Annotated in this window: 20 protein-coding genes; 7 read left to right on the top strand and 13 right to left on the bottom strand. The window is 45.9% G+C overall.

Features of this window, described 5'->3' with window-relative positions:
* Positions 1-324 precede the first annotated feature (324 nt).
* Entirely contained in the window at positions 325-1,038 is a 714-nt protein-coding gene (locus QUB25_RS11745; RefSeq protein WP_333183445.1) for a DUF1997 domain-containing protein, read from the bottom strand.
* A 121-nt stretch (positions 1,039-1,159) separates the two neighbouring features.
* Here QUB25_RS11745 and QUB25_RS11740 point away from each other — a divergent pair, with 121 nt between their 5' ends.
* The gene (locus tag QUB25_RS11740) at positions 1,160-1,819 is read left to right on the top strand and encodes an NAD(P)H-binding protein (protein WP_333041137.1); all 660 of its coding nucleotides are present in this window, start codon (positions 1,160-1,162) and stop codon (positions 1,817-1,819) included.
* 287 nt (positions 1,820-2,106) lie between these two features.
* Entirely contained in the window at positions 2,107-3,393 is a 1,287-nt protein-coding gene (locus QUB25_RS11735) for a glycoside hydrolase family protein (RefSeq protein ID WP_333183444.1), read from the top strand.
* A gap of 115 nt (positions 3,394-3,508) precedes the next feature.
* On the opposite strand, the gene QUB25_RS11730 is transcribed toward QUB25_RS11735, so the two are convergent.
* The 3 genes from QUB25_RS11730 to QUB25_RS11720 all read right to left on the bottom strand — a co-directional run bounded on the left by QUB25_RS11730 (position 3,509) and on the right by QUB25_RS11720 (position 5,383).
* Positions 3,509-3,901, bottom strand: coding sequence for a hypothetical protein (locus QUB25_RS11730; protein WP_333183443.1), 393 nt, complete (start codon positions 3,899-3,901; stop codon positions 3,509-3,511).
* 717 nt (positions 3,902-4,618) lie between these two features.
* Positions 4,619-4,867, bottom strand: a complete 249-nt coding sequence (locus tag QUB25_RS11725) for a hypothetical protein (protein ID WP_190659973.1) — start codon at positions 4,865-4,867, stop codon at positions 4,619-4,621.
* A gap of 171 nt (positions 4,868-5,038) precedes the next feature.
* Positions 5,039-5,383, bottom strand: a complete 345-nt coding sequence (locus QUB25_RS11720) for a hypothetical protein (protein WP_015174589.1) — start codon at positions 5,381-5,383, stop codon at positions 5,039-5,041.
* Between the two features lie 207 nt (positions 5,384-5,590).
* On the opposite strand from QUB25_RS11720, the gene QUB25_RS11715 reads away from it, so the two are divergent.
* Positions 5,591-7,099, top strand: coding sequence for an SGNH/GDSL hydrolase family protein (locus tag QUB25_RS11715; protein ID WP_333183442.1), 1,509 nt, complete (start codon positions 5,591-5,593; stop codon positions 7,097-7,099).
* A 162-nt stretch (positions 7,100-7,261) separates the two neighbouring features.
* On the opposite strand, the gene QUB25_RS11710 is transcribed toward QUB25_RS11715, so the two are convergent.
* The 5 genes from QUB25_RS11710 to QUB25_RS11690 form a co-directional block, all read right to left on the bottom strand.
* A complete protein-coding gene (locus QUB25_RS11710; protein WP_333183441.1) occupies positions 7,262-8,074 on the bottom strand; it encodes an MlaE family lipid ABC transporter permease subunit in 813 nt (270 codons plus the stop codon).
* Positions 8,075-8,299: 225 nt separating this feature from the next.
* Entirely contained in the window at positions 8,300-9,334 is a 1,035-nt protein-coding gene (locus QUB25_RS11705; protein ID WP_333041144.1) for a patatin-like phospholipase family protein, read from the bottom strand.
* Between the two features lie 156 nt (positions 9,335-9,490).
* Entirely contained in the window at positions 9,491-10,111 is a 621-nt protein-coding gene (mtnB, locus tag QUB25_RS11700) for a methylthioribulose 1-phosphate dehydratase (RefSeq protein ID WP_333063045.1), read from the bottom strand.
* Between the two features lie 248 nt (positions 10,112-10,359).
* A complete protein-coding gene (locus QUB25_RS11695) occupies positions 10,360-11,199 on the bottom strand; it encodes an HAD-IB family phosphatase (RefSeq protein WP_333063044.1) in 840 nt (279 codons plus the stop codon).
* Positions 11,153-11,986: a Crp/Fnr family transcriptional regulator gene (locus QUB25_RS11690; RefSeq protein WP_445242201.1), complete on the bottom strand. Its 834-nt coding sequence runs from the start codon at positions 11,984-11,986 to the stop codon at positions 11,153-11,155. Before QUB25_RS11690 ends, QUB25_RS11695 begins: the two co-directional genes overlap by 47 nt.
* A gap of 355 nt (positions 11,987-12,341) precedes the next feature.
* On the opposite strand from QUB25_RS11690, the gene QUB25_RS11685 reads away from it, so the two are divergent.
* Both QUB25_RS11685 and QUB25_RS11680 read left to right on the top strand, forming a co-directional pair.
* Entirely contained in the window at positions 12,342-13,322 is a 981-nt protein-coding gene (locus QUB25_RS11685) for a DALR anticodon-binding domain-containing protein (RefSeq protein ID WP_333183440.1), read from the top strand.
* 348 nt (positions 13,323-13,670) lie between these two features.
* A complete protein-coding gene (locus QUB25_RS11680) occupies positions 13,671-15,203 on the top strand; it encodes an MFS transporter (protein WP_333183439.1) in 1,533 nt (510 codons plus the stop codon).
* A 180-nt stretch (positions 15,204-15,383) separates the two neighbouring features.
* Here the strand turns inward: QUB25_RS11680 and QUB25_RS11675 are convergent, their stop codons facing one another.
* The 4 genes from QUB25_RS11675 to QUB25_RS11660 form a co-directional block, all read right to left on the bottom strand.
* Positions 15,384-15,551, bottom strand: a complete 168-nt coding sequence (locus tag QUB25_RS11675) for a hypothetical protein (RefSeq protein ID WP_333183438.1) — start codon at positions 15,549-15,551, stop codon at positions 15,384-15,386.
* An 82-nt stretch (positions 15,552-15,633) separates the two neighbouring features.
* Entirely contained in the window at positions 15,634-16,791 is a 1,158-nt protein-coding gene (locus tag QUB25_RS11670; RefSeq protein ID WP_333063038.1) for a HAMP domain-containing sensor histidine kinase, read from the bottom strand.
* Complete coding sequence (locus QUB25_RS11665) at positions 16,788-17,159, bottom strand: response regulator (protein WP_333041151.1); 372 nt, start codon at positions 17,157-17,159, stop codon at positions 16,788-16,790. Before QUB25_RS11665 ends, QUB25_RS11670 begins: the two co-directional genes overlap by 4 nt.
* 436 nt (positions 17,160-17,595) lie before the next feature.
* Positions 17,596-19,059 carry an ATPase domain-containing protein gene (locus QUB25_RS11660; protein ID WP_333063036.1) on the bottom strand — a complete coding sequence of 488 codons (1,464 nt, stop codon included), beginning with the start codon at positions 19,057-19,059 and terminating at the stop codon, positions 17,596-17,598.
* A 97-nt stretch (positions 19,060-19,156) separates the two neighbouring features.
* Between QUB25_RS11660 and QUB25_RS11655 the strand changes: the two genes are divergently transcribed.
* A complete protein-coding gene (locus QUB25_RS11655; RefSeq protein ID WP_333183437.1) occupies positions 19,157-20,572 on the top strand; it encodes an FAD-binding oxidoreductase in 1,416 nt (471 codons plus the stop codon).
* A gap of 174 nt (positions 20,573-20,746) precedes the next feature.
* Positions 20,747-22,156 (top strand): heterodisulfide reductase-related iron-sulfur binding cluster, encoded by a 1,410-nt coding sequence (locus QUB25_RS11650; RefSeq protein WP_333183436.1) that lies wholly within the window; start codon positions 20,747-20,749, stop codon positions 22,154-22,156.
* Positions 22,157-22,275 lie beyond the last annotated feature (119 nt).

Here is a 22,275-nt window from a genome sequence, read left to right as displayed (position 1 = left end):
TAAGCACCCGGAGACAGTGATATCAGTTTCAAAAAAGCAACTGTAGCCTCGTGATCCCAAGCCATACACAATCAGTTATTCCCAATAATTTAATCTAAAATTGTGTGACTGAGCGCTCACGCCGAAGTCGAAAATCTACAATGGTATGAGTTATGACGATCGAACTTATGAGTAAGGTGTGCAGTGCACACCCTACAAATGTGAGTTAAGCTAATCCGCATTTAAATTGCAGAGTAAAATAGATCTTTACTCTTGTGGGGTGGGCAGGAGATCCCGCACTTAACATACAATTTAAATGCAGTACAGGTTAGAGCGTAAGTATTGTTAATGTTTCTTAGGATTTTTCGGAAAAGGAATGCCCAAACTTTCGTGAAAAACAACCTGAGTTTTATAAGTCAAGCGCCGGTTAACTTGTTTGATGATTTTTTCCAAAAGCGCATCGCCGGTTTTTTCTATTAAAGGTTGAGACATCGATCGAATAAACTTGGGAAAGCAAACCCCCACAGCCAAATCCAGTTTCCAGGTAGTAATGGTAATCGCAGGCGGCAGCTTAGCACGTTCCGATCTCGGCCAATCGGCGGCAAACTCCTGAGACGGTATCTCCACTAGCTTCATTGCCGATCGAAAATCCACTTCATACCCAGGGGAGGTATAATCCGGAACCGGGATTGTCTTAATTAAATAGCAGCCTTCAGCGTCAGGCGGCAGCAACTCTAAACCAATTCTCGCTTCAACGCGGTAGCCGAAAGCCCCAAAACGCCCGATTAATAAATCATAGCCGTTTTCTCCGAGCGGCTCGGCCTTCATCGGCGAAGCGCACTGGCAAAACCAAGTCTTGTGGTTGTTCAAATGCTTTGCCACCGTCTCCGCATCGGCGTACATCTCCATGCTGTCTTCAAAATGCGTGTGAAACCAAATCGGCTCAACTTCCTCTCCTGCATCCGCGCTTTGACTTTCCGGCTGTCGGAAACTCGCATCTGGGTAGTAATTTTCGTCAGAAGCTTCAACAGTGTGATATTCAGCGGAATCCTGCTTCATTGTATGCTCTCCTGTTATACACGCCAATCGATCCGGTTGGGGATGTGTTAAGGGAGTTCCCTCCCTACAATTGAGAAATTGATAGTAACAAAACTTACCCTAATCCAGCATAACTCGACTTATGAAAGCATTTGTAGCAGGAGCCACAGGTCAGACTGGCCGCCGCATCGTCGCAGAATTAGTCAAGCGAGGTATTCCCGTGCGCGCCTTAGTCCGAAATCTAGACACAGCTAGACAAATTTTACCACCGGAGGCTGAGTTAGTGACTGGGGATGTATTAAATGCGACTTCCCTGGGCGATGCCATCGGCGATAGTACGGTATTGCTGTGCGCGACAGGGGCGGCCCCTGGTTTTGACCCGACAGCGCCTTACAAGGTGGATTTTGAAGGTACTAAAAATTTGGTGGATGCAGCTAAGGCTAAGGGCATTGAGCATTTTGTGCTTGTGACTTCTCTGTGCGTCTCTCAGTTTTTTCACCCGCTGAATTTGTTCTGGCTGATTCTGGTTTGGAAGAAGCAAGCCGAGGAGTATTTGCAAAAAAGCGGTTTGACTTATACGATCGTCCGTCCGGGCGGTCTGAAAAATGAGGATAATTCAGATGCGATCGTCATGACTGGTGCGGACAAAATGTTTGAGAGCAGCATTCCCCGCACTAAGGTAGCCCAAGTGTGTGTGGAGGCGCTGTTTCAGCCGGCTTCTCGCAACAAGGTTGTGGAAATTGTGGCGAAGTCGGAGGCTCCGCAAAAGAGTTTTGAGGAGTTGTTTGCCAGTGTGATTTGATTGAATTAGCCTCGCTTGGGTTCGGTGCGTCAGACCAAAAACACTTGGATTTGGCTCTGAGATGTTGCACCATTGTCAAGAACAGGCAAGATGCCTGTTCCACAAAAAGTGCATTTTCTTGTGGGGTGGGCATCCTGCCCGCCCAAAAAAGGCTTATCGAGAATGGTGCAAGATGTGATTTGGGTCAAAGATTTGGGCTGACGCACCCTACAACAATTTTCCGATCGCCAAATCTGGCAAAATCTTAATAGTTTTACCATTCGCCGTTGAAATTTCTCTCTCCCAGCATGAAAACTCTCAAGTGGCCAGCTTGGTTCCCCTATCCGATTTCGTGGTTAAGGGCATTTGCTCTCGCTCAGAGTTTTAGTTTTGTCCTTGGCAGGGGCATTCCTTTTGTCAGCGACGATATCGGCTTTCTGACTCTACTGCTGGCGGCTTGGCTGATTCAGTTGCCTGTGTTTTTTGTGTTTCACTTGTTCGCAGTCAAAATCTTAAATCCCTTACTAATTATGCTGCCGGGGCGCTTTCGCGTTGCGCGCAAGTTCAAGCGCAGGCACACTGGTATTCGATCGCACTTGCGAGAAGGGTTGAATGCTGTTGTAGTGATTTTTTTTGCCTTTAATCTGTCGCTGTTGGTGCAACTTGCGATTTTTTATTGGCCAGCGCGATCGATCGATCCGGCCCTGTTACTAACAGGAATATCTACTCTCACAAATGTTGCCATAGCCGGTGAATTAGATTTCTGGCTGATTAAATTGGCGGGGGTTTTATCGAGTTTAACGCTGTTAGCGGCCCCCCTATATCAATACGATTTTCGGGTGCGCCGAATCCGGGTGGCTCGCAAATTAGCCGAAATTTCGGAAATGGAAATGACTTTGCTGGAAGCTGAGAAATTTGACCGTCGAAAAAGAGGTTTGCTGAGGCGATCGGAGATTCAAATCCTCGGATTTATACTTTTAATCGGCGCTGTGATTGGCGGCGGTGTTTTTTTGGTTGACAGTTTGCGGGGAAATCAGCAGTTGTCGCAGTCGGCAAGCGGGGTGGGAAAATTTCCGCCGCTGGCTATGAAAACCGGCGATCCTTACATTCGGGCGCTGATGCGAACTATTTCTGCTAGCGAGTCGAATGTTTCTCGCCCTTATCACGTTGTTTACGGTGGCAAATATATATTAGATTTGAGCCGGCATCCTGACTGGTGCGTCAAGATTGTTAAGGGTCCGAATCGAGGCAAGTGTACTACCGCTGCGGGCAGGTATCAATTTCTGACTTCGACTTGGAAGGAGAAGGCGAAGCGCTATCAGGCACGTCGTGCTAATTTTTTATTCTGGGAAGATTACAGTTTTGAACCAGAAGATCAGGATGCTGTGGTTTATGCTTGGTTGAGCGATCGCAAGTTTTGGAAAGCTGATATTCCTGAGATGTTGCGGCAGGAAAGATTAACTGAGGTATTGCGGATGCTTTCAGGAACTTGGACGAGTTTGGGATATGGAATTGAGAACAATTCTATGAGTTCTCGTTTGCCGAAAGTCTACCGGGAAATGCTGCGGGAAGAATTGGAAAATGCTAGTTCTTAGGGAGTTAAATTTTGGCTGTTGGCTGTTGACTGTTGACTGTTAACTGTTAACGAATGTTATTGGCTATTAACAAGCCAAAGCGATTAAGAAATAACCACTAATAAGTAACGAATAACTAATCTTTCAAGTTTGGTAAAAATGCTGTCAAACATTTGTACAATTCTAATCCAGGTCCAGCTTGCAGGGGATAAAGCCTGTCGAAATTAATGGGGTTTCCCGGTGCTAATTTCCACTCGGTTTGCTGTGCTGTTTTTGGGGAAATTTCGATCGCTACCGTGATGTTAATAATGTTGTTCTGCTGGGGGATGCCCCGGAAGCAGTAACTTTTGCCCGTGCGTTTGTCTGAATCGCTGCCGGTGATGTATCTGTCTTGTTTGCGAAATTGAATTTCTCTGAAAGGTCGATCGATCGCAAAGGAGTCTCGGTAGCGGTAGTCTCCGTCGCGCAAGATTTCGACAGTCGGCTTGATTTGACTTATCACTGTTGCTGGACTAAGAGTTAGCATCATTGATCCGCGTTCTTCTTGTGAAATCGGTGATTTTGCTGCCTGGTGTCTGAGTCGCGAGCGATCGGCTTAAACAAATCCGCCCTGTAACAAATTAATAAAAGTTGTGATGCAGTTTAAGTTGATCCCTGTTTATCGTGAATAATTATTTCATGCTTTCATCTCTGTTACCTATCTGAGTAATAATAGAAATATACAGCAAGCCGTGAGAAATTTTACGGGCGCATATTTAGGGATTAATTGACGATACTGCGAGGATACTACTATGTTTTGCGTGACGCGAGAAACCAAAAATTTAGGGCGGGTTGAAACCGGAAATTCCCAACGGCGAGGCTCTCTCACCTCTGCGTCTAAAAGTACCCGTATTTTCCGATCGCGAGTTTACAAAGATGAGGCTCTGGTGTCCGTCGCGCTAGCGGGACTGCCAGCTCTTTTGGCATCCCTCGAAAGCTTTCGCGAGCAGTAGAACTTGGCATTTTATCTTGCTATATTTGGCGATTTGAGGTTGGTGATAGTGGCTGCAAACCGAGCAAGGGCTGTTTTGATTGCACCTAAAATTCGCCTCGATTTGAGTAGAGTTTTGCTGTACTGAACTCTTCCGGAACCCAGAAACCTGGTTGTTTACACAAAAACATTTTTACAGCCCTTTGTTACGGTATGAAAAATGGTATAAAAACCCGGTTTCTTGGTATGTGTCCGTAAGTCTTGTGTGAACAAAATTTATTTGTGAGTGTCATCGGGTGCGATCGATGCCTCTACCTCTTGGGAGGAACGGCTTAACATAGAGTCGTGCAGGTGTTCGCTGTGCTGCCTTTCTTGAGCCATTAATTCTCTGGCTTTTTCTTCAGCAATTCCCTCCCCAGGTGTTTCTAGCTCGTGGGAGGAACGGTTGAGCATAGAGTCTTGCAAGTGTTCGCTATGCTGTCTTTCTCGTGCAATTAGTTGTCTAGCTTTTTCTTCGGTGTTCATGAGTAGTTTCTCCAATTGTTTTTGAGAACTGATTCTTATATTAAGATGCCACAACTCGAGGGTAAATGTAGCAATTTTAACATAAAATTTTACAAATAATTGTAGAAAAAAATGTAGAAAAAAATTGAGTCTGCTGGCGGTGGGTATCGGGATTGGTGGTTGCCGAGCTAATTATTGCCAGACACCGGAAAAGATATTCTTGACTGCGATCGCAATTCGATTTAAGTCTTCCTTCAGCAGCGGTGGCCAAGAAACTCCTCTGCGGAGTCCAGCTTCAAATTGCTGCAAACCTTCTACTGACAGTAAATGCAGTGCCGAGATCAATTGTCGATCGAGCATTGGAGATTCTTGCAGCCCTTCAAACAATATTTTTAAAGCTAATAAAATCGATGTCACCTGTCCGGGTACGGGCGGTTGACCTTGTTTGAGACGCATCAGGAAGGCGTCGGGATTTTTCTTGGTTTCCAGGGCGGTTCCTTGGTCGATCAGAAAACTGCGGGCTGTTTTGTAATCCATTTGACGTGCGATCGCTCTCCTGCAATTAATTAGCAGGCATTATATCACTTTTTGGCTCGCTCAATTTGGTAATATATTTCCATACAGCCTACACTACAGCTACTCGTGAGGTGCGCCCATAAGCACGCTACAGCTACTGATTAGAGGCGTAGCATTCATCCCACAGTCGCCTTGAGCGAAGTGAAACGGACAGGAAAAAATAAAACAATGGCAAAACACCCAGGAAATAGCAGAAAATCCAAGATTTATCGCTACTTGTGGCTGCTTTTTTTGTGTCTGAGCTTTCTGTTAGTTCCGCTCATCCAAAAAATAGCTGCCGATACGCCATTCCCCCCACCCGCTCCTATTGAAAATAGTGCTACTTTTGGAGCGAGGATTCAAAGGACGATGGGGCTACTTGCTGCTAGCACTCCAACAGACCGCCGCCAAGTGCGTATCCTATTCTACGGTCAATCCATCACTCAGCAAGATTGGTGGCAAGATGTAGTGAAGGATTTGAGACAGCGATTCCCCCATGCAGATTTAATTGTGGAAAATCGGGCGCTCGGAGGATTTGCAGCACCGATTTTAATCCGTCCCAGCGAACACGATTTGTATCCTTTTTATCCAGACTTGCTAATTTTTCACGTCTACGGAGGTGGTGAAGATTACGAAGCCATAATTGCCAATGTCCGCAGCCGCACTGCTAGCGAAATACTCTTGCATTCTGACCACATCGACTGGATGCCGACAGGCAACAGCGACGATCCAAATTCAGTCAAAAGATACGAATGGCACAACACTCATTCTACTAAATGGCTGCCGGAGTTGGCCGATAAGTACGGCTGTGAAATCGCAGAAATTCGCGAACCTTGGCGCAGGTATTTGAAAGACAATCGCTTGCAGCCACAACAGCTATTGAGCGACAGCATTCACCTTAACGATTGGGGAAACTTTCTCCTAGCTGCTCTGATAAAACCGCATCTGCGATACAAGCCAAATTCTTCTCAACCGCCGCAGGATTTAGTGAAAACCTATATGGTTGGCAGCGATGTTAAGTGGCAAAATGGCAAGTTGGTTTTAGAATTTGAAGGAAATAGAATAGATGCGATCGCCGATAAAACCTTCAACGGTCAGGCAATTTCTGCTAAAATTGCGATCGACGGCAAAAAACCCTCAGAATTTCCTGAACTTTACAGCATCACCAGACCTAGCGTTACTATTGGCGTCGGTTGGCCGGCAATCATCCAAGTATCCAGCCAAAAACCGCTAATCGTCGAAGATTGGAAAGCCATAATTACTGAAATTAACAGCGACGCTAGCAAGTTTAAATTTGACGTTGTAGGTTCTAAAACAGGTTACGACGGCAGCGGTACAAACGACGAAATGTTTGTCTCAAACTCTGGCCGCGTCGTGATTGAACCGAGAAACTGGTGGCTGAAAAATTCTTATGAAGACTCTAAAAAACCGACGCCTAAAGGCTTTGAAATTTCCTGGCAGGTGCGACCAATGTTTGTTGATTCATACGTTCCTCCACAAATTACGGATTCAAGCCGCGAGTATTCTACAACATTGGCTCAGAATTTGAGCAACTCCAAACACATCCTCGAAATCGTCCCCGAAACAGATGGGAAAGTGCCTATTCAGGCAATTCGAGTGTATCGCCCTCCTTTCTCCAACCTACCATCTAAAGTTGAGAGTTTTAAACCGCAGATATCAGCGGATGAAGACGGATGAACGCTGATGCAATTTGAGCAGCGTTTATTTGCGTTCATCAGCGGTTTAAAAAATATTCCTGTTATTTTATAGCCATCCTGGTGGCACTCGGGTTGATGAGTGTTCAAACCCTTAATATTTAAGCATCTTGACTCCTGACTACGGCCATAATCGCCAAGATTATCAACTTCTCATAATCCCCAACTCTTGAAACATCAACAGCGATAAAAAGAAATCGGCCACAAAAATAAACACCCACGAAGTCACAACCGCGGCCGTTGCAGCTTGGCCTACTCCTTTCCCTCCGCCCACTGTCGTCAATCCCCAACCGCAACCGACAAGGGCAATTATTAACCCAAAAATAAAACTTTTAATCACCACAGTTACTAAATCCCCAGGCCCCAAAAAAGTCCGCACCGATTCCAAAAATACCGACGGTTCCAAATTATAAAAATGAACCGCTACAAATAGCCCGCCCAAAATCCCCACCGCTACCGCAAAAATTGTTAAAATCGGCAGCATGATGCAGCAAGCTATCACCCTCGGCACTACTAAATAATCAACCGGATTTGTTCTTAACATATACAGGGCGTCTATTTGTTCCGTCACCTGCATTTCTCCTATCTCCGCCGCAAAGGCCGAACCTACTTGTCCCGCCACCACGCCCGCCGTTAAAAGTGGTGCTAGTTCGCCACAAAATGCCACAGCAAACGCACCTCCCATAGCCCCAACCGCCCCAAAGCGCACCAATTCTCTGGCTGATTGAAATGTAAAAATCATGCCGCCAAAAAAGGCTATTAGCAGCACGGATCGCAAAGAATCCAGGCCTACTGTTACTAAATGTTCCATGATTTTGCGGCGGTCAATTTTGCCTTGGAGTATGCGTAGCAGCACTTGGCCACCCAGGAACAACGTCACAAAAAACCGCTGAAACCACCTGTTATTGAAGGTTTCATCTAAATGTCGATCGCACTTTTCTTGGTATTTTTTAACCAATGACTGAGGGCTCGCGATTAATTGCAAACAGGGCGAAGCACTGCCACATAAAGATTTTCGGCAATCCTACAGCAATTATTGCACTATTTGTCAACATATATTTTCAGTCGGCTTGCCCTGCGGTTGGTGTACTCTACCTTTTTAGGTTTTAGACTGGCAGTGATTGATTCTGTGGTCATCATCACTCATTTCCCAATCTAAAATCTAAAATCTCAAACCCTAGGACTACTCCGCAAGTAATAAGTCAATAAAATTATCCAACTGTTCATTATTCTTTTCGGCTTGCTCCTTGCCAATTCTCAGCAGGTCTGATATTTTATCTTCCGAGGCATCATCAATCGGCAGCGGTTGTTCGTGGCTCAAATCGGGAGTAATTCTCAAATATTGATTCGGTCTTTCAACCGCATCATAAATTTGAATTAGTTGATAATTTACAGTTTCCGCTACTCCCGTCATCATGATATTAATCAAAGGCTCAACCCACTCAACTTGACCCCAATTTTTTACTTTTTCGTAGGCGAATTTTTTCTGAGCTTCTCCTGTTCCCAAGGATAAAATTACCATATCTTTTGCGGTCGGGCCTTTGTCGGAGCGATCGTCAGGAATTGTGAATTTATTTCTAACTTCTGCATAGGCACAAAGTGCCGGATTGTTTGCGAAGACTCCCCCGTCAATTAAAGCGTAGCATTCGTTGCTAAAAGAGTAGAGTTTAGAAACCTCAAAATAAGAGGGAGCTGCCGATGTTGCTCTGGCGATATCTCTAATAAAATAGTCTTCTGCTGGACATTTTTGAGCATCTATTTGATCGAAGAAGTGAGCTTTTCTCCTTTCGATGTCGTAACTGGAAATTAAACAAGGTTTTAGCAGTTCGCTGAGTTTGCAATCTCTAAAATTTTCCCAAAATAATTTTTCTAAGGGATCGCTGGGATATTTCTCATCTCTCAAACCATCTAGAGATCTGACTTTTTGCCACAATGAAGTCTGAAAAACGTCGCGGCCGCTCTTAATCGAAAAATTAACAGCGTCTTGGGCCGCCCACCGAGGCCTGCTAGGATTTTCGGCATCGGGACACAAATAGATGCAAGTTAAAATTCCTCCCGCACTCGTGCCCGCGATTAAATCAAAATAGTCAGCTATTCTCGCATCTGGGTTGCCACTTTTTTGTTGCAGCTTTGACTCAACGCTAACTAAAACTTGCGCGGGAATAATTCCTCTAATTCCGCCTCCATCTATGGATAAAATTCTGGTATATTTAGCCATAACTGTTGCCTCTTCTGAATGTTTGCTCGTTTCCTACAGTCCGGGATACAAAAAGTGGTTTGAGAGGCTAATCATAGCGGTAATAGCCGTAAGCTGCTTAGGGCGCACCTACATAATTCCGAATTCATGCACCGCTCAATCTCAAATCCCAAATCTTCAATCTAAATTTAATTGGCGGGCTGCGATCTTATAGCGAAAAATGTATTCTACAATTTCTACGTAATTGTAAGCTGCCGCTGGCGAGTCTGCCCAGACTGTGATGCCGTGATCGCGAATTAACAAAGCGGGTACAGAGGGCGCACAAATGGCAAAGAATTCGCAAATTTCCTTGGCTATCTTAGGGACTTCTAAATAATTTGTAAAGAGGGGTATCGACACTTGCGGGTTTTCCTCCCACACCCCCAAACCTTTCAGCATTTCGATCGCGGGTAAAGGCACTGCATCTCCTGCGGTTAGCCGAGAAACTAAATTTGCCTCGATGGAGTGCACGTGATAGCAAGCTTTAGCGTCTGGAAAACAATTGTAAACGGCTAAATGAATGCTGGTTTCGGCCGAAGGGCGGCTGTCGGCAACAGGTTGCTCGACAATTGCCCCCTCTGAGTTCATTCTGATAAAATCTTGTTCAGTTAACTGCCCTTTGGCGCGGCCGCTAGCAGTAATCCAAAAACTGCCATCTGGTAAGCGGGCTGAAAGATTGCCAGCAGTCCCAACCATCCAACCGCGATCGTAAAAATGTTTGGCTGCTGCAATTAAATCCGATCTCAAATCGCCACTCATCCTTTACAAATCCTCAGTTTTTAATCTACTTTTTACTTTAATAGGAATTGCGCTGGCCTATCTAAACGTATGGTAATCCGTGCAAAGCTTATATCAAATTCGGTCGCATCGGACTTATCTGCACGGGGGCGGGTTTATTATATTGTTTATTATGGGCAATTATTGTTGGTGGACCCGCCCCTACAAAATTTAACATCATACAATACCGATGCAAACGGAATTTATATTACCTGAGAAAGGCGATAGTTTCAATTCCATTTTTGGGACAAATTTTCCAACACATCAAAAAAATTATCCCATTTAGTATAAGGCTTTTGTTGTTCGTCTAGATACTCGGCAAGCCGATCGCGCGCAAACACCGACGAAGCCTGCAAAGCCATATTAAAATCCGTCAGCGAATCTCCGATCGCCACCTGTTCTTCGGCCGGGTGCTGCGCCATCACCCGCACCTTAGCCACCAATTCCTCATCTCCTTCCAACTCAGAACTGACTTGCAACCGAGGGCCGCTAGCGTCCACATCCACAGCGTAAATAACGCTCGCCCGGTGTACCAAATCGCCCATTACCGTCTCTACCATGACCCGAAGACCGCCGGACACGATCGCAAAATCTACCTTTTTCTCGTCCAAAAAATCCAGCAATTCCAACAATCCCGGCCGCATTAGCCTTCCCCTAGAAAATTCCACAATTTCCCCGTAACATTCCGAGGGAATAGACTCTAATAACTGCCGCACTCCCGATCGCAAACTCAGCCTTCTAGCGTATATTTCAGGCATTAGTTGAGACGACAATTCCGGTGCGAAATGCTTGAGCATCGCCACAAAAGTTTCTTCAACAGTTATCGTGCCGTCAAAGTCGCAGAATACCACCCGTTGCTGATTGTTCGGGATTGAAGATTTTTGCTTGTCATCGGTCATTGTCAGTCGCACCTTTCGAGAACGGGAAAAGTTTACACAATTCATCGTACACTGTCGAGCGATCGAGCGCGACTGCCCAAAACTAATAGTGACGCGCTGTTTGTTGGCAATTTCCCGCAGGATTTTATGCAGATTCTTCGAGAGAATCTTCATCTTCCAGGGAATCTTCATCTTCCAGGGAATCTTCCAGGGAATCTTCCAGGGAATCTTCCAGGGAATCTTCTAAGTCCTGCTGTTGGTTTTTTGTCTTTTGGGGGTTAGACTTAGCCGGCAAACAGATTAAATTATCATCCTCAGTATTAATCAAACCTTTCGATCGCAACTTACCCATCAGGCGCGTCACAGTCACCCGCGTTGACCCGATCGCGCTGCCAATTTGAGCGTGAGTCAAGGCCCAAGGCAGGCGGTAGCCCCGAACCACATCCGGTTCGCCGTCACCTACGTAAGGTTCGCCGAACTCCTCAATCAACAAAGTGAGAAATCCCAACAGTCGGTCGATCGTCCGGCGTTGTCCCAAAGTGCTCAGCCAGAGAAGTTTCCGCTGGTGCTGGTAGCGAAACGCATCCAAAATTTCCCTACGAAAGTGAGGCCAATTATCCAAGTCGTGCCAGTACATCCACACTACGTGAGTTTGATCGGCATGAGCGTAAGCTTGGAGAGTAAAAGGAGACTGAGCAACCAGTTCAAAGGGCTGGCCAGCCCCGACGAAGCCCAAAAAAGCTTCTTCTGTAGTTTTGTCAACGGATTTTGACTTCGCCGCCGCAGCGCTAACTTGAGCGCTGCCTACGAGCCGCACAGAACCTTTCTGGACTAAATACAGCAGTCCGGGCCTTGCGGGAATCCGCTCGTCTTTGCTAAAAGTCCGGCAGCGGTAGTGTTCCTGGGCCCAGTCGATAATTCGCTGCCAAGTGATAAAAGGTCGATCGATAGTCTCTAGAGGTGTGGAAGTTGATTGCATAAGTGAGGCTCTGGGATATATTTAATAGTGAGACAAACAGTTTCTGCCAGCAGTGCGATACAAAGTGAGATAACCAACCCCCGATCGAGCTTGTACGCTTCTTAACTGTGCTGACTTTTCTGTGTTTTACCGAAAAATTAAATGTAGCAAAAAATACATCAAAATGGTAGAGATCAGCAAAAAATTTGTCTGAAATAATTGTATATTTAGCCCCAAAATCGCTACAAAGCCGATTAATTCGATTTAGCCTCGTCCGGGGGAGGCGATCGACTATCCCTAACATCCGCAGTTTAACGTACAAGAAAAGTGCAAGCGGTCACAGTTGATCGTTGCTTTTACGGTAGGATGAGCCGATATGGATACAGCAAATATCTCACAGTGCCCGGAAGTTACAGTGAAGTGTTTCTTGCTTTCAATGTTCCAAAGCGCGATCGCCCAGCAGGGAACACTGGCCCAAATTCCGTTAAATCCCATAGGTGGCAGCCTTTTCAAGAACAGGCAAGATGCCTGTGAAGCGAAGAGTGAATTTGATTGTGGGATGGGCATCCTGCCCGCCCATAACAAGCTTATTGAGAAGGGTGCAATAATTCCGTTAAATCGAAGTAAAGATAGCGCGCGGGTGCTTTATGTGTCTGCGATCGCCCTGAAATTGGCTAAAACTTGGCAGCAGACACCGCAGACAATCGCCGCCGAGTTGGTCGAAACACTCGAACCGCTGTGCTACCCAGATTTCGCCGTTAAAGTAGCGCCGGGGGGAATGATCGAGATGGAGTTGACTGATGCAGGTTTAGCCGTCTGGTTGCAGCGTTTAGCTCAAACGAACCTTCCAGTTTCAGGATCTAAAATATTAGATTCTGTTGTGTGTGCCGATCGACTGTTTCCCATTCAATACAGCCACGCGCGCTGCTGTTCCCTGCTGCGAATGGCCCACCGCGATCGGATAATTGCGATCGCCCAGCCAGATGTCGCTACAGCGCCGCAAATTTGGTCGCTGGCGAGTCCAAATCCTATCCCTTGGATTGACGAGGGCGATCGACTGCGGTTAGTGCATCCAGCAGAACGCCGTTTAATATCGCAACTGTTAACAGTGCTAGACAATTTATATCCTACTTTTGAGGTAAAAAACCGCGAAAAACCTGTTAATTATTTCAAATTAGCCAATAGTTTGAGCGAAGCCTTTCAGATTTTTTACAGCCAGTGCCGAATTTGGGGAGAAGTTAAAATAGAACAGCCAAAACTCGCCCAAGCGCGATTAGGTTTAATATTTGCAACTCAATCTTTGCTGCGATTTATCCTAGAAAATTTGTTGAACGCTCTTGCTCCTTTAGAACTTTGATTGGGTTCTCATTTTTAGCAACCTTTATTCATAATAAAAGGTGGGTTTCCGAAAGTAACCTTGACTTCTTCCATCTGAAAAGCTCTCTATTTTATAGGGCTCATCCTGAAGAATTCAGTAACCTACTGTCGCAGAAAAAATATAAAAACTTAGCTATTTATATAATTATTATTAATAATATTTCGGTAATTTGGGCATTCTTATTTTTTCTAATTTATTTAAGTAATCTTTCTTTTGGCTTTTGAGAGAAATGATTTTTAGCTTGCATCTATGGCTGTGCTCCTTAAAATACTTAACCTTATATTATACAATTAAGCTGCGTAGCAGCTCATCTATTGGCTATCCAGTATGCTCGAAACACAAGAAGAAGATTACAGCTTAGTAGGAACGAATCCTCTCCCTCTTCAGGAAATCCAAGAGGATATAGCCTTACCAGAGACGGTACTTCTGACCAATCCGCCTCTAAAATTTTCCAAACCGGAAACTCGGTTAAGCCTCAGATCGCTAACTTTGGAGAGTGTCTTCGCTACGCTTTTTTACAGCATCATCGGCGGCGCGTTGCTCAGTAATTTCTTGCTGGATTTAGGGGCTGGCCCAGTCGAAATTGGTATGCTCGCCTCCATTCCTCAACTGGTAAATCTGCTCCAACCGTTCGGAGCTTATATAGGAGACCGACTGCAGAGCCGCCACTGGTATTCCATCTGGATTTTCGGACTGTCGCGACTGCTGTGGCTGATTATCGTGCCAGCCATTTGGTTGGGAGGCTCATTTCAGCTCGCTGGACATCAGCTAGTGCAGTTGACATTGGCAATCATCTGGGTAACTCAAGTCTTAGAATCTTTAGGTCGTGCTTCCTTCTTGAGCTGGTTGGCGGTTTTAGTACCTCAGCGGTTGCGCGGGCGGTATTTTGGCTTTCGCAATAGTGCTGTCAGCTTGACGAATCTCATTGGTGTGCCGTTGCTGGCTCTAGTGGTATCGAACTGGCCCGGTGGAAGGCTCCAAGGTTACAGTGCCATCTTGGTTTTAGGAATTGTGCTTGGCATCATCAGTCTAGGTTGTCAGTTCTTTATGACCGATGTGAACCCAAAGCTTGTACACGTCACGCATTCAGAGAGAGGCGAAAAATCATCCATAGGGACAATTTTTAGCTTTCTCAAGGAACCCAATTTTTTAAAGTTTTTGCTTTACTCTGCTCTATGGAGCTTTGCCGTTAACGTCAGCGCTCCCTTCTTTAACCTGTATCTGCTGGATAACCTAAGTATAGATGTCAGTGTGGTAACGCTCTACAACAGCTTAGGAGCGGGTGCTAACTTACTGCTGCTGGTTTTTTGGGGCAAACTGGCTGACCGGGTTGGGAACCGCCCGATCATGATAGTAGTGGGAATCTTGGTGGCTCTGACCCCTCTGCTCTGGCTAGAAGCTGGAACGGCTCCAATTTTTATATGGGTGTGGTTCCCGCTGTTGCACATCATCGGCGGTGCCACGTGGGCGGCGATCGACCTGTGCAGTGGTAATCTGATGATGTCGGTGGCACCACTACGTAATCAGTCCCTTTACTTTGCGATCGCGGCGGCGGTTCCTGGTGTCACTGGGGCAATGGGAATCACCCTTGGTGGCTTTATCGCCACTTTGACCAATCTCGGTGGCTTGCCAGGGGTGTTTGCCCTCTCAGCCGTCTTACGAGTGGCGGCTCTCCTGCCCTTGGTTTTTGTTGGCGAGCAGCGTTCTGTGTCTTTGGGTAAGTTTTGGCTGCTCTTGTTGCCAGCTTGGTGGAGAAAAGTGCCAATTGAACCTGGAAACATCAGGTTTCAACCATTAATAGTTGAACAGTTGGACTCTGGGCCTGAAAGCTCAGGCGATCGCTCTTCAACTCTTGATTGATTGTAGTCGGACAATAATTCAGAAAAGAGTTGATTAACCATTTTTAAAGTGTTAAAATCAGCATCATATCATCTAAGATGTGACGGCTGTTGGGTCGCTTTTTTTCAGAAATATAAAGTCTGGCAATTCGGGATAAGTTTTGTAGGGCATCTAATTATTTTTGGGTGCCTTCAACATTTTTTACGATAGCGATCGTTCGTCGCAGCTCGATCGCCAATTCTCACCCTCGTCAATCGCTCCTAGAACGACGATGCTCAATTTCATCAGTTGACCAGCGGCCCTTAATGGTTCTTCAACTTCTGGCGTTGTAAAATAGCGAGAGTTTTCTTCAGTTTTTTGAGGATACATCTCATGGTCACACTACCACGTATAGCCTCACCCGGGCGTCAAATTCCTCGATGAATATCCTAAGATAATGCTTGCATCTAGTTTAAGGCGTTGCAGGCGAGATTTGCTTTTTTCGAGGTTGTGCGATCGGCAGCGTTACTGTAAATGTACTGCCGACGCCTTCTTCACTTATCAAAGTAATTTCGCCACCGTGCAAGTCCACGCATTTTTTAACAATGCTCAGCCCCAGTCCAGTACCGGGAATTCGACCGACATTTTTAGCCCGGTAAAATGAATTAAACAACCGTTCTTGGTCGGCGACAGGTATGCCAATTCCTGCATCCAGTACCGAAAAAATAGCCTCGGTTTCAGTAAGTTTTAATTCAAAGATTACTTCGGTATTAGGGGGAGAATACTTAATAGCATTGGACAGCAAATTCCCCAGAATGCGCCGGAGCAAGCTTACCTCCAAACACGCCATCGCGGATGGATTGTGATTTACAAAAATCAGCGTCACCCGGTCATTTTCAGGTTTCAACTTCAGGCTGTTCTGAAATTCCCCTACCAACTCATTACAAAACTTTGTTAAGTCTATCGGTAGCAAGGAAAACCCGGTTTTTCCTGACTCAACACGCCCCAGCAGCAGCACATCATCTAATAACAAATCTATGCCTTTTGCTGCTGCTTGAGTTTTGTCTAGAAGTTCTTGGGTTTTCTCCTCTGTTAATGTCAACTTGTACTTGCTAAGAAGTTGTGTAGTGCCGATGATGAAATTCAAAGGATTGCGAACGTCATGGGCAATCATGTACAGCAAAGATGTTTTCATCTCGTTGAGTTCTTGGGCTGTTTGCAGAGTGCGATCGAGTTGGTCGTGAGACAATTTGAGAGTTAAAGACAACTGGCGCGATCTCAGCAAAATCTCCACCCGCGCTTGCAATTCTATCTTCTCGATCGGAGCGATAATCAAATCGTCAATACTTTGCCAAATAAATTGCGTTGCCATCCCTACATCCGAGCGGGATGTAATCAAAAGAAAAGGCAAGCATACTGGGTGTTCTGCCTGTTTTTGGGCTGCCACCCATTGCCAATGGCGTTTCAGGGCAAGACCGTCTATTATCCCCAGGTCAAAAGATTGATTAAATGGTAAAAAATCCTCACTATCTGTTGAGTTGGGCAGCAATACCTCATAATAAACTGCTAGCCATTCTAATAACAAGCGGCGATTTTCTTTCTGTTCGACAAGCAATAAAATTTGACTCACGCAGGTTCTCCTAGCAAGCTGTGCACAATTCCCAGCAAATCTCTAACGATCAAAGGTTTTACCAACATATTCCGAGCACCGTGGCAGAGGCTTTCGTGCTGAATGGCAGCGCTTTGTTTGGGCGAGAGTATCAGAAAAGGGATTTGGTGATTTCGCAGTTGTTCGCAGCACTCCCAAATCCGGCGATCGAAACCAGAAATATCTACTAAAGCCATCCCGATCCTAGCAGGCTGACTGATAGCTTGTGCAACATCTTCAAAGTTATAAGCCGCGATCATCTGGTATCCTTCTTTGTTGAGAAACTGTGCTAATAGTTCCAAGTTGCGCTGATTGCGGTCTACGGCTAAAATTATTGAAGTGCCAGTCATTTATCAGCTTCCTGTGAATACGGGTTATAACCATTTGAGAGTTTAGATTTTAGATTTTAGAAGGGGGAGTGAGTGATTATATATGGGTTGGGAGGTTGTCTAAAGTCGGATTCTTTTTTTATCTGGTATTAGCTTACTTTTCGGCGATGGATTACATTGGTTTTCAGTGGAGTGAAGTACAGATGATCTGACACAGGACACGGCCCCGCGCCCTGTGCCCATACTGTATTTCCTAGAAGTGAAAACTGCTATAAAAGTCGAAAAATACACAAATTTACCAATATATTTAAGTTTTCCAGGACTTAGGCTAGTGGTGAGGTGCGCGGTGCGCGCACTACAGCTAGTGGTGAGGTGCGCGCTGCGCCCCTACTGATTAGTAGATTCACGACTGCAAAATTAGCTGCAATTGCCCCAAAACAGCAGGACAAATCCCGATTCAATCTTCATCTGCTCCCCCCTCAATCCACACCGGCGCCGAACTCAAAATGCCGCGCAGCCCCCCTATCGGTTTGCTGACTTTGATGCCGTAGCGAGTAATCTCAAGTTCTCGCAGAGTTCTCTCGAAATTGCTGACTCGTTTTTTAATTACTCCCATCGCCTTGCGGATTTCTGTCCTATTATGCAGTTGGCGTTCCATATAGCGTATAAACAGAAGATTATCCGCCAAATAGCTAATCCCGATCTCCGTCAGCCGAAAATCTCCGCTAATGGCTTCTACCTCATTAATCAAGATAACCGTAACTCCCATATTCTTCAGATACTTGCACAAAGCGTGCAAATTGTTCACCAAATCTTGCCCCTGCATCGAAAGCTGATAGCCAGAAATACTGTCAAGCATCACAATCCGCGTCTTTTTCTGCTCCACCTCCTGGCGAACCATACAGGCAAACTGATCCGGCGAGTAGAGCAAAGGTTCCACGGGTATCACCGAAAGACTTCCTTGCCCCATCATCGCCCCAACCGGGATGTTAACTGATTCGCAGCGGCGCAGCAGAGTAGAAGTTGACTCCTCAAAAATGTAAACTACCGATCGCTCCCCCCTTCCTGCTGCTTCCTTCATAAACTGAATGCCCACCGTCGTTTTACCCACGCCGCTAGGCCCGCTAATCACCGTCACAGTCCCCCGTTCCAGTCCCCCGTGCAGTAGTTCGTCAATTTCTGGAACCCCAGAAGAAATTGCTTCAGCAACAAAATCCTGTTGATAGTTGTCCGGCAGCAATCGCGGATATACCTCCATACCAGCCTGAGTCAGGCGCAGCGAATGGCGGCCGCTGCGGAAGTTGGAGCCTCGCAGCTTGGTGACAGAGAGGGCGCGTCCTTCTTTCAATAGTTCTAAATAAATTACTCCGTCGCTGATGAATTGCAAATCGTCGTCGGGAGCACTTGATGTGCCTTCGGAGGTAAACACCACCGTCGCCCCCCCTTCCACCAAAAACCGCAGAAAAGACAGAACTTGCTTGCGAAACTGAAACTCATCCGCAGCTAAGTAGCGAAATTGAGTGATTGCGTCCAAAAACACCCGTTGTGGCTTGACAGCTTGGACTCGCTCAATAATCTTTTGTGTAGTCGGTTCTCGCTCAACCTCGGAGGGGGAGAAAATGTCATAAGTCTGAACTTCTGTAAAGAATTCTGACGATGGGCTCAAATCCAGGAACGCCATCGCTTCCATATCAAAACCGAGACTTGCTGCATTGGCCCGCAATTGCGCTTCCGGTTCTCCTAAAGTAATAAACAGGGGCGTTTCTCCCACAGCCACACCTGCTGCCAAAAAGTGAAAGCCCAGTGTCGTCTTGCCAGTACCCGGGCCGCCGCGCACCAGATAAGAGCGTTGAGAAATTAGGCCGCCGCCAATCACTTCGTTGAGACCGGTAATTCCCAGAGAAATTCGGTTTTGAGACATTTGTTTGTTCATGTTTTGAATATCGGGCCCGTATTAATATTTAATGGTTTTAGGCACTGTTTTGATAATTTTTTTTACCGGGCGTCTGATAACCTTCATGAAATCTTTTTCTACCGAAAATTACGTAAGCACACAAGAATTAGAAAGTATTGTCGGGACTGCTGGCATCTGTCGCTGGCAAGATACAGAGCAATTTTGGCAAGAACGGGTAGAAAAAGCAGTTGCCCCAGACACGAAAATAGATTGTACCGTTTACCCGAATACTCAGGAAGAACTGGCGGCTGTCATTGCTTGGGCACAGCAAAATCGCTGTGCAGTCTTGCCTTGTGGCAGTGGCAGCAAACTTGATTGGGGCGGTTTAGTAAAATTAGACTCCGATCCCCCCCAGCCCCCCTTAACAAGGGGGGAGGAAGATGTTGTCAAAGTGGGTCTTTTGAAGGGGAATTTAAGGGTATCTCCTGATGCAGCGCGGCTTGTGGCTGTCAGCACTTCGCGCCTCAATCGACTTGTACAACACGCTGTGGGCGATTTAACCGTGACTGCGGAAGCGGGGATGAAGTTGGCGGATTTGCAGCAAATTTTAGCAGCAGCAGGTCAATTTTTGCCGATCGACCCAGCATATCCACAAGAAGCAACCTTGGGTGGCATTGTCGCTACTGCTGATGCGGGTTCCTTGCGGCATCGCTATCGCGGGGTTCGCGATTTGCTGTTGGGAATTACCTTTGTGCGATCGGACGGTAAAATTGCGGTAGCCGGAGGTCGAGTTGTTAAAAATGTCGCCGGCTACGACTTGATGAAACTGTTTACTGGTGCTTACGGCACTTTGGGCGTCATTTCTCAAGTAACTTTCCGAGTTTATCCGCTGCCGGAATCATCGGGAACCGTAGTGCTGACAGGGGAAATTAATGCTTTGTCCCAAACGGCTCAAATCCTATTATCCTCTGCTTTGACACCAAGTGCCGTTGATCTGCTGTCGCCTGAATTAGTGGCAAAATTAGGCTTAGGAAAGGGCACGGGATTAATCGTCAGATTTCAAAGTATCGCAGAAAGTGTTAAACAACAATCAGCCCGCTTGCTGGAAGTTGGCGAAAAGTTGGGTTTGCAAGGCAGTAGCTGCTGCGAAAATGATGAGCATCAGTTATGGCAAAGATTGCCAGAAACAATGTGGGATTCTGGCACAAAGTCGGCAATTATTTGCAAAATAGGAATCAGACCGTCGGAAGCTGTAACGGCCATTAACGAATTGCCGGTACAGGACGCTTGGATTCATGCAGGCAGCGGTTTGGGGGTTTTGCGGTTTGAGAATGCGACGGCGGACAGGTTGTTGCAGGTACGCAGAGGGTGCGAAGCGAAAGGCGGTTTTCTGACTGTTTTAGCAGCACCGACTGACATCAAGCAAGAGTTAGATGTTTGGGGTTATACTGGAAGTGCGATCGCTTTAATGCGCCGGATTAAACAGCAGTTTGACCCGGAAAATCTTTTGAGTCCCCATCGTTTTATAAGCGGTATTTAGTTTAAAGTTTGTAGTCAGGACTTGATTCGTTCATAAATTATGTAAAAAGTGGTTTTACACGCTACTTATAGCGGCAAATTTCCCGTTGCCAACATAGATCTAAAGCTTCTGCATAAATTCCATTAAGCTGATTTAACTCCTTGCTACGAAGAAAAACAATTAGGTAATATATATATGCAAACTTCAGAAAAATCTCCTGTTCCCAGCGACGATTTAAGACCTGCAAAAGAAAGCAATTTTTTAGCACAAAATCCCCACTTAGAAACCCTAGAAATCCCAGGTTTCGACGCCAATAATCCGCCCGATCCGAAATTAATCGATACTTGCGTACACTGCGGCTTTTGTTTGTCAACTTGTCCGAGTTATCGCGTACTTGGCAAAGAAATGGATTCCCCCAGAGGCCGCATTTATTTAATGGATGCAATTAATGAAGGCGACGCACCTTTAAACGAAGCAACCTCACAGCATTTCGATACTTGTTTGGGCTGTTTGGCCTGCGTAACAGCTTGTCCGTCTGGAGTTCAATACGACAAATTAATTTCCGCCACTCGCCACCAAGTTACTAGAAATCAGGAACGCACTTTTTCCGACAATGTAATTCGCACTCTGATTTTTAATCTCTTCCCTTATCCTCACAGATTGCGACCTTTGCTTGTACCCCTGTTTATTTATCAAAAATTAGGACTGCCAAAACTTGTCCGCAAAACAGGTTTGCTGAAAAAAGTATTTCCTCGCTTGGCGGCGATGGAATCAATTTTGCCGAAAGTTACTATCGATTCTTTCCGGGATAATTTACCAGAGGTAATTCCGGCACAAGGAGAGAAACGCTATCGAGTCGGTGTGATTTTAGGCTGCGTCCAGCGGCTGTTATTTTCGCCAGTTAATGAGGCTACGGTGCGAGTTTTGACGGCTAACGGTTGCGAGGTTGTGGTTCCTAAAAGTCAGGGATGCTGTGCTGCTTTGCCGGAACACCAAGGCCAAGCGGAACAGGCTAAAGCTTTGGCGAGACAAATGATTGATAGCTTTGAAAATACGGGTGTTGATTTTGTAATTATCAACGCTGCTGGGTGCGGTCACACTTTGAAAGAATACGGTCACATTTTAGCAGATGACCCGCAATATCGGGAGAAAGCTGAGAAATTTGCTGCTAATGTTAAGGACGTGCAAGAGTTTTTGGCAAGTGCGGGAATTACGGCGAAACTCAATCCTTTGATTGAGGGAGATTTGACAATTGTGTATCAGGATGCTTGTCATTTGTTGCACGGGCAAAAGATTAGTTTGCAGCCGCGTCAGTTGCTGCAACAAATCCCTGGGGTGAAGTTAAAAGAACCTGTGGATGCGGCTTTGTGCTGCGGGAGTGCGGGAGTTTATAATATGCTTCAGCCGGAGATTGCTGATGAATTGGGAGTGCAAAAGGTGGAGAATTTGCTGAATACTGGGGCGGAGTTGATTGCTTCTTCTAATCCGGGTTGTTCTTTGCAAATTAAGAAGCATTTGGAGTTGCAGGGAAAGGAAGTTACTTTAATGCACCCAATTGAGCTTTTGGATTATTCGATTCGCGGGGTGAAGTTGCTGAGGAAGTAGTTTTCTAGGGCGGGCGGTGTCCGCCCTATTTTCGATGCGCTCTTTTGTGAATGAGATTTTTTTTTAATGAATTGCAAGAATTCACAGGCGGGGCGCCTGTTCCACAGAGGAGCGTCGGG

This window comes from Microcoleus sp. B3-D7 (genome assembly GCF_036705305.1).
In the GTDB taxonomy this organism is placed as follows: domain Bacteria; phylum Cyanobacteriota; class Cyanobacteriia; order Cyanobacteriales; family Microcoleaceae; genus Microcoleus.
The sequence above is the reverse complement of the archived record's forward strand: the minus strand, read 5'-3'. Positions and strand labels throughout refer to the sequence as shown.

What these genes read in the sequence shown, in the direction of transcription:
- QUB25_RS11685 (WP_333183440.1), top strand. Translation starts at nt 12,342, where the DNA reads ATGGATACAGCAAATATCTCACAGTGCCCGGAAGTTACAGTGAAGTGT.
- QUB25_RS11650 (WP_333183436.1), top strand. Translation starts at nt 20,747, where the DNA reads ATGCAAACTTCAGAAAAATCTCCTGTTCCCAGCGACGATTTAAGACCT.
- QUB25_RS11655 (WP_333183437.1), top strand. Translation starts at nt 19,157, where the DNA reads ATGAAATCTTTTTCTACCGAAAATTACGTAAGCACACAAGAATTAGAA.
- QUB25_RS11745 (WP_333183445.1), bottom strand. Translation starts at nt 1,038, where the DNA reads ATGAAGCAGGATTCCGCTGAATATCACACTGTTGAAGCTTCTGACGAA.
- QUB25_RS11735 (WP_333183444.1), top strand. Translation starts at nt 2,107, where the DNA reads ATGAAAACTCTCAAGTGGCCAGCTTGGTTCCCCTATCCGATTTCGTGG.
- QUB25_RS11680 (WP_333183439.1), top strand. Translation starts at nt 13,671, where the DNA reads ATGCTCGAAACACAAGAAGAAGATTACAGCTTAGTAGGAACGAATCCT.
- QUB25_RS11740 (WP_333041137.1), top strand. Translation starts at nt 1,160, where the DNA reads ATGAAAGCATTTGTAGCAGGAGCCACAGGTCAGACTGGCCGCCGCATC.
- mtnB (WP_333063045.1), bottom strand. Translation starts at nt 10,111, where the DNA reads ATGAGTGGCGATTTGAGATCGGATTTAATTGCAGCAGCCAAACATTTT.
- QUB25_RS11695 (WP_333063044.1), bottom strand. Translation starts at nt 11,199, where the DNA reads ATGAAGATTCCCTGGAAGATGAAGATTCTCTCGAAGAATCTGCATAAA.
- QUB25_RS11725 (WP_190659973.1), bottom strand. Translation starts at nt 4,867, where the DNA reads ATGAACACCGAAGAAAAAGCTAGACAACTAATTGCACGAGAAAGACAG.
- QUB25_RS11665 (WP_333041151.1), bottom strand. Translation starts at nt 17,159, where the DNA reads ATGACTGGCACTTCAATAATTTTAGCCGTAGACCGCAATCAGCGCAAC.
- QUB25_RS11715 (WP_333183442.1), top strand. Translation starts at nt 5,591, where the DNA reads ATGGCAAAACACCCAGGAAATAGCAGAAAATCCAAGATTTATCGCTAC.
- QUB25_RS11690 (WP_445242201.1), bottom strand. Translation starts at nt 11,986, where the DNA reads ATGCAATCAACTTCCACACCTCTAGAGACTATCGATCGACCTTTTATC.
- QUB25_RS11730 (WP_333183443.1), bottom strand. Translation starts at nt 3,901, where the DNA reads ATGATGCTAACTCTTAGTCCAGCAACAGTGATAAGTCAAATCAAGCCG.
- QUB25_RS11705 (WP_333041144.1), bottom strand. Translation starts at nt 9,334, where the DNA reads ATGGCTAAATATACCAGAATTTTATCCATAGATGGAGGCGGAATTAGA.
- QUB25_RS11720 (WP_015174589.1), bottom strand. Translation starts at nt 5,383, where the DNA reads ATGGATTACAAAACAGCCCGCAGTTTTCTGATCGACCAAGGAACCGCC.
- QUB25_RS11660 (WP_333063036.1), bottom strand. Translation starts at nt 19,059, where the DNA reads ATGTCTCAAAACCGAATTTCTCTGGGAATTACCGGTCTCAACGAAGTG.
- QUB25_RS11675 (WP_333183438.1), bottom strand. Translation starts at nt 15,551, where the DNA reads ATGTATCCTCAAAAAACTGAAGAAAACTCTCGCTATTTTACAACGCCA.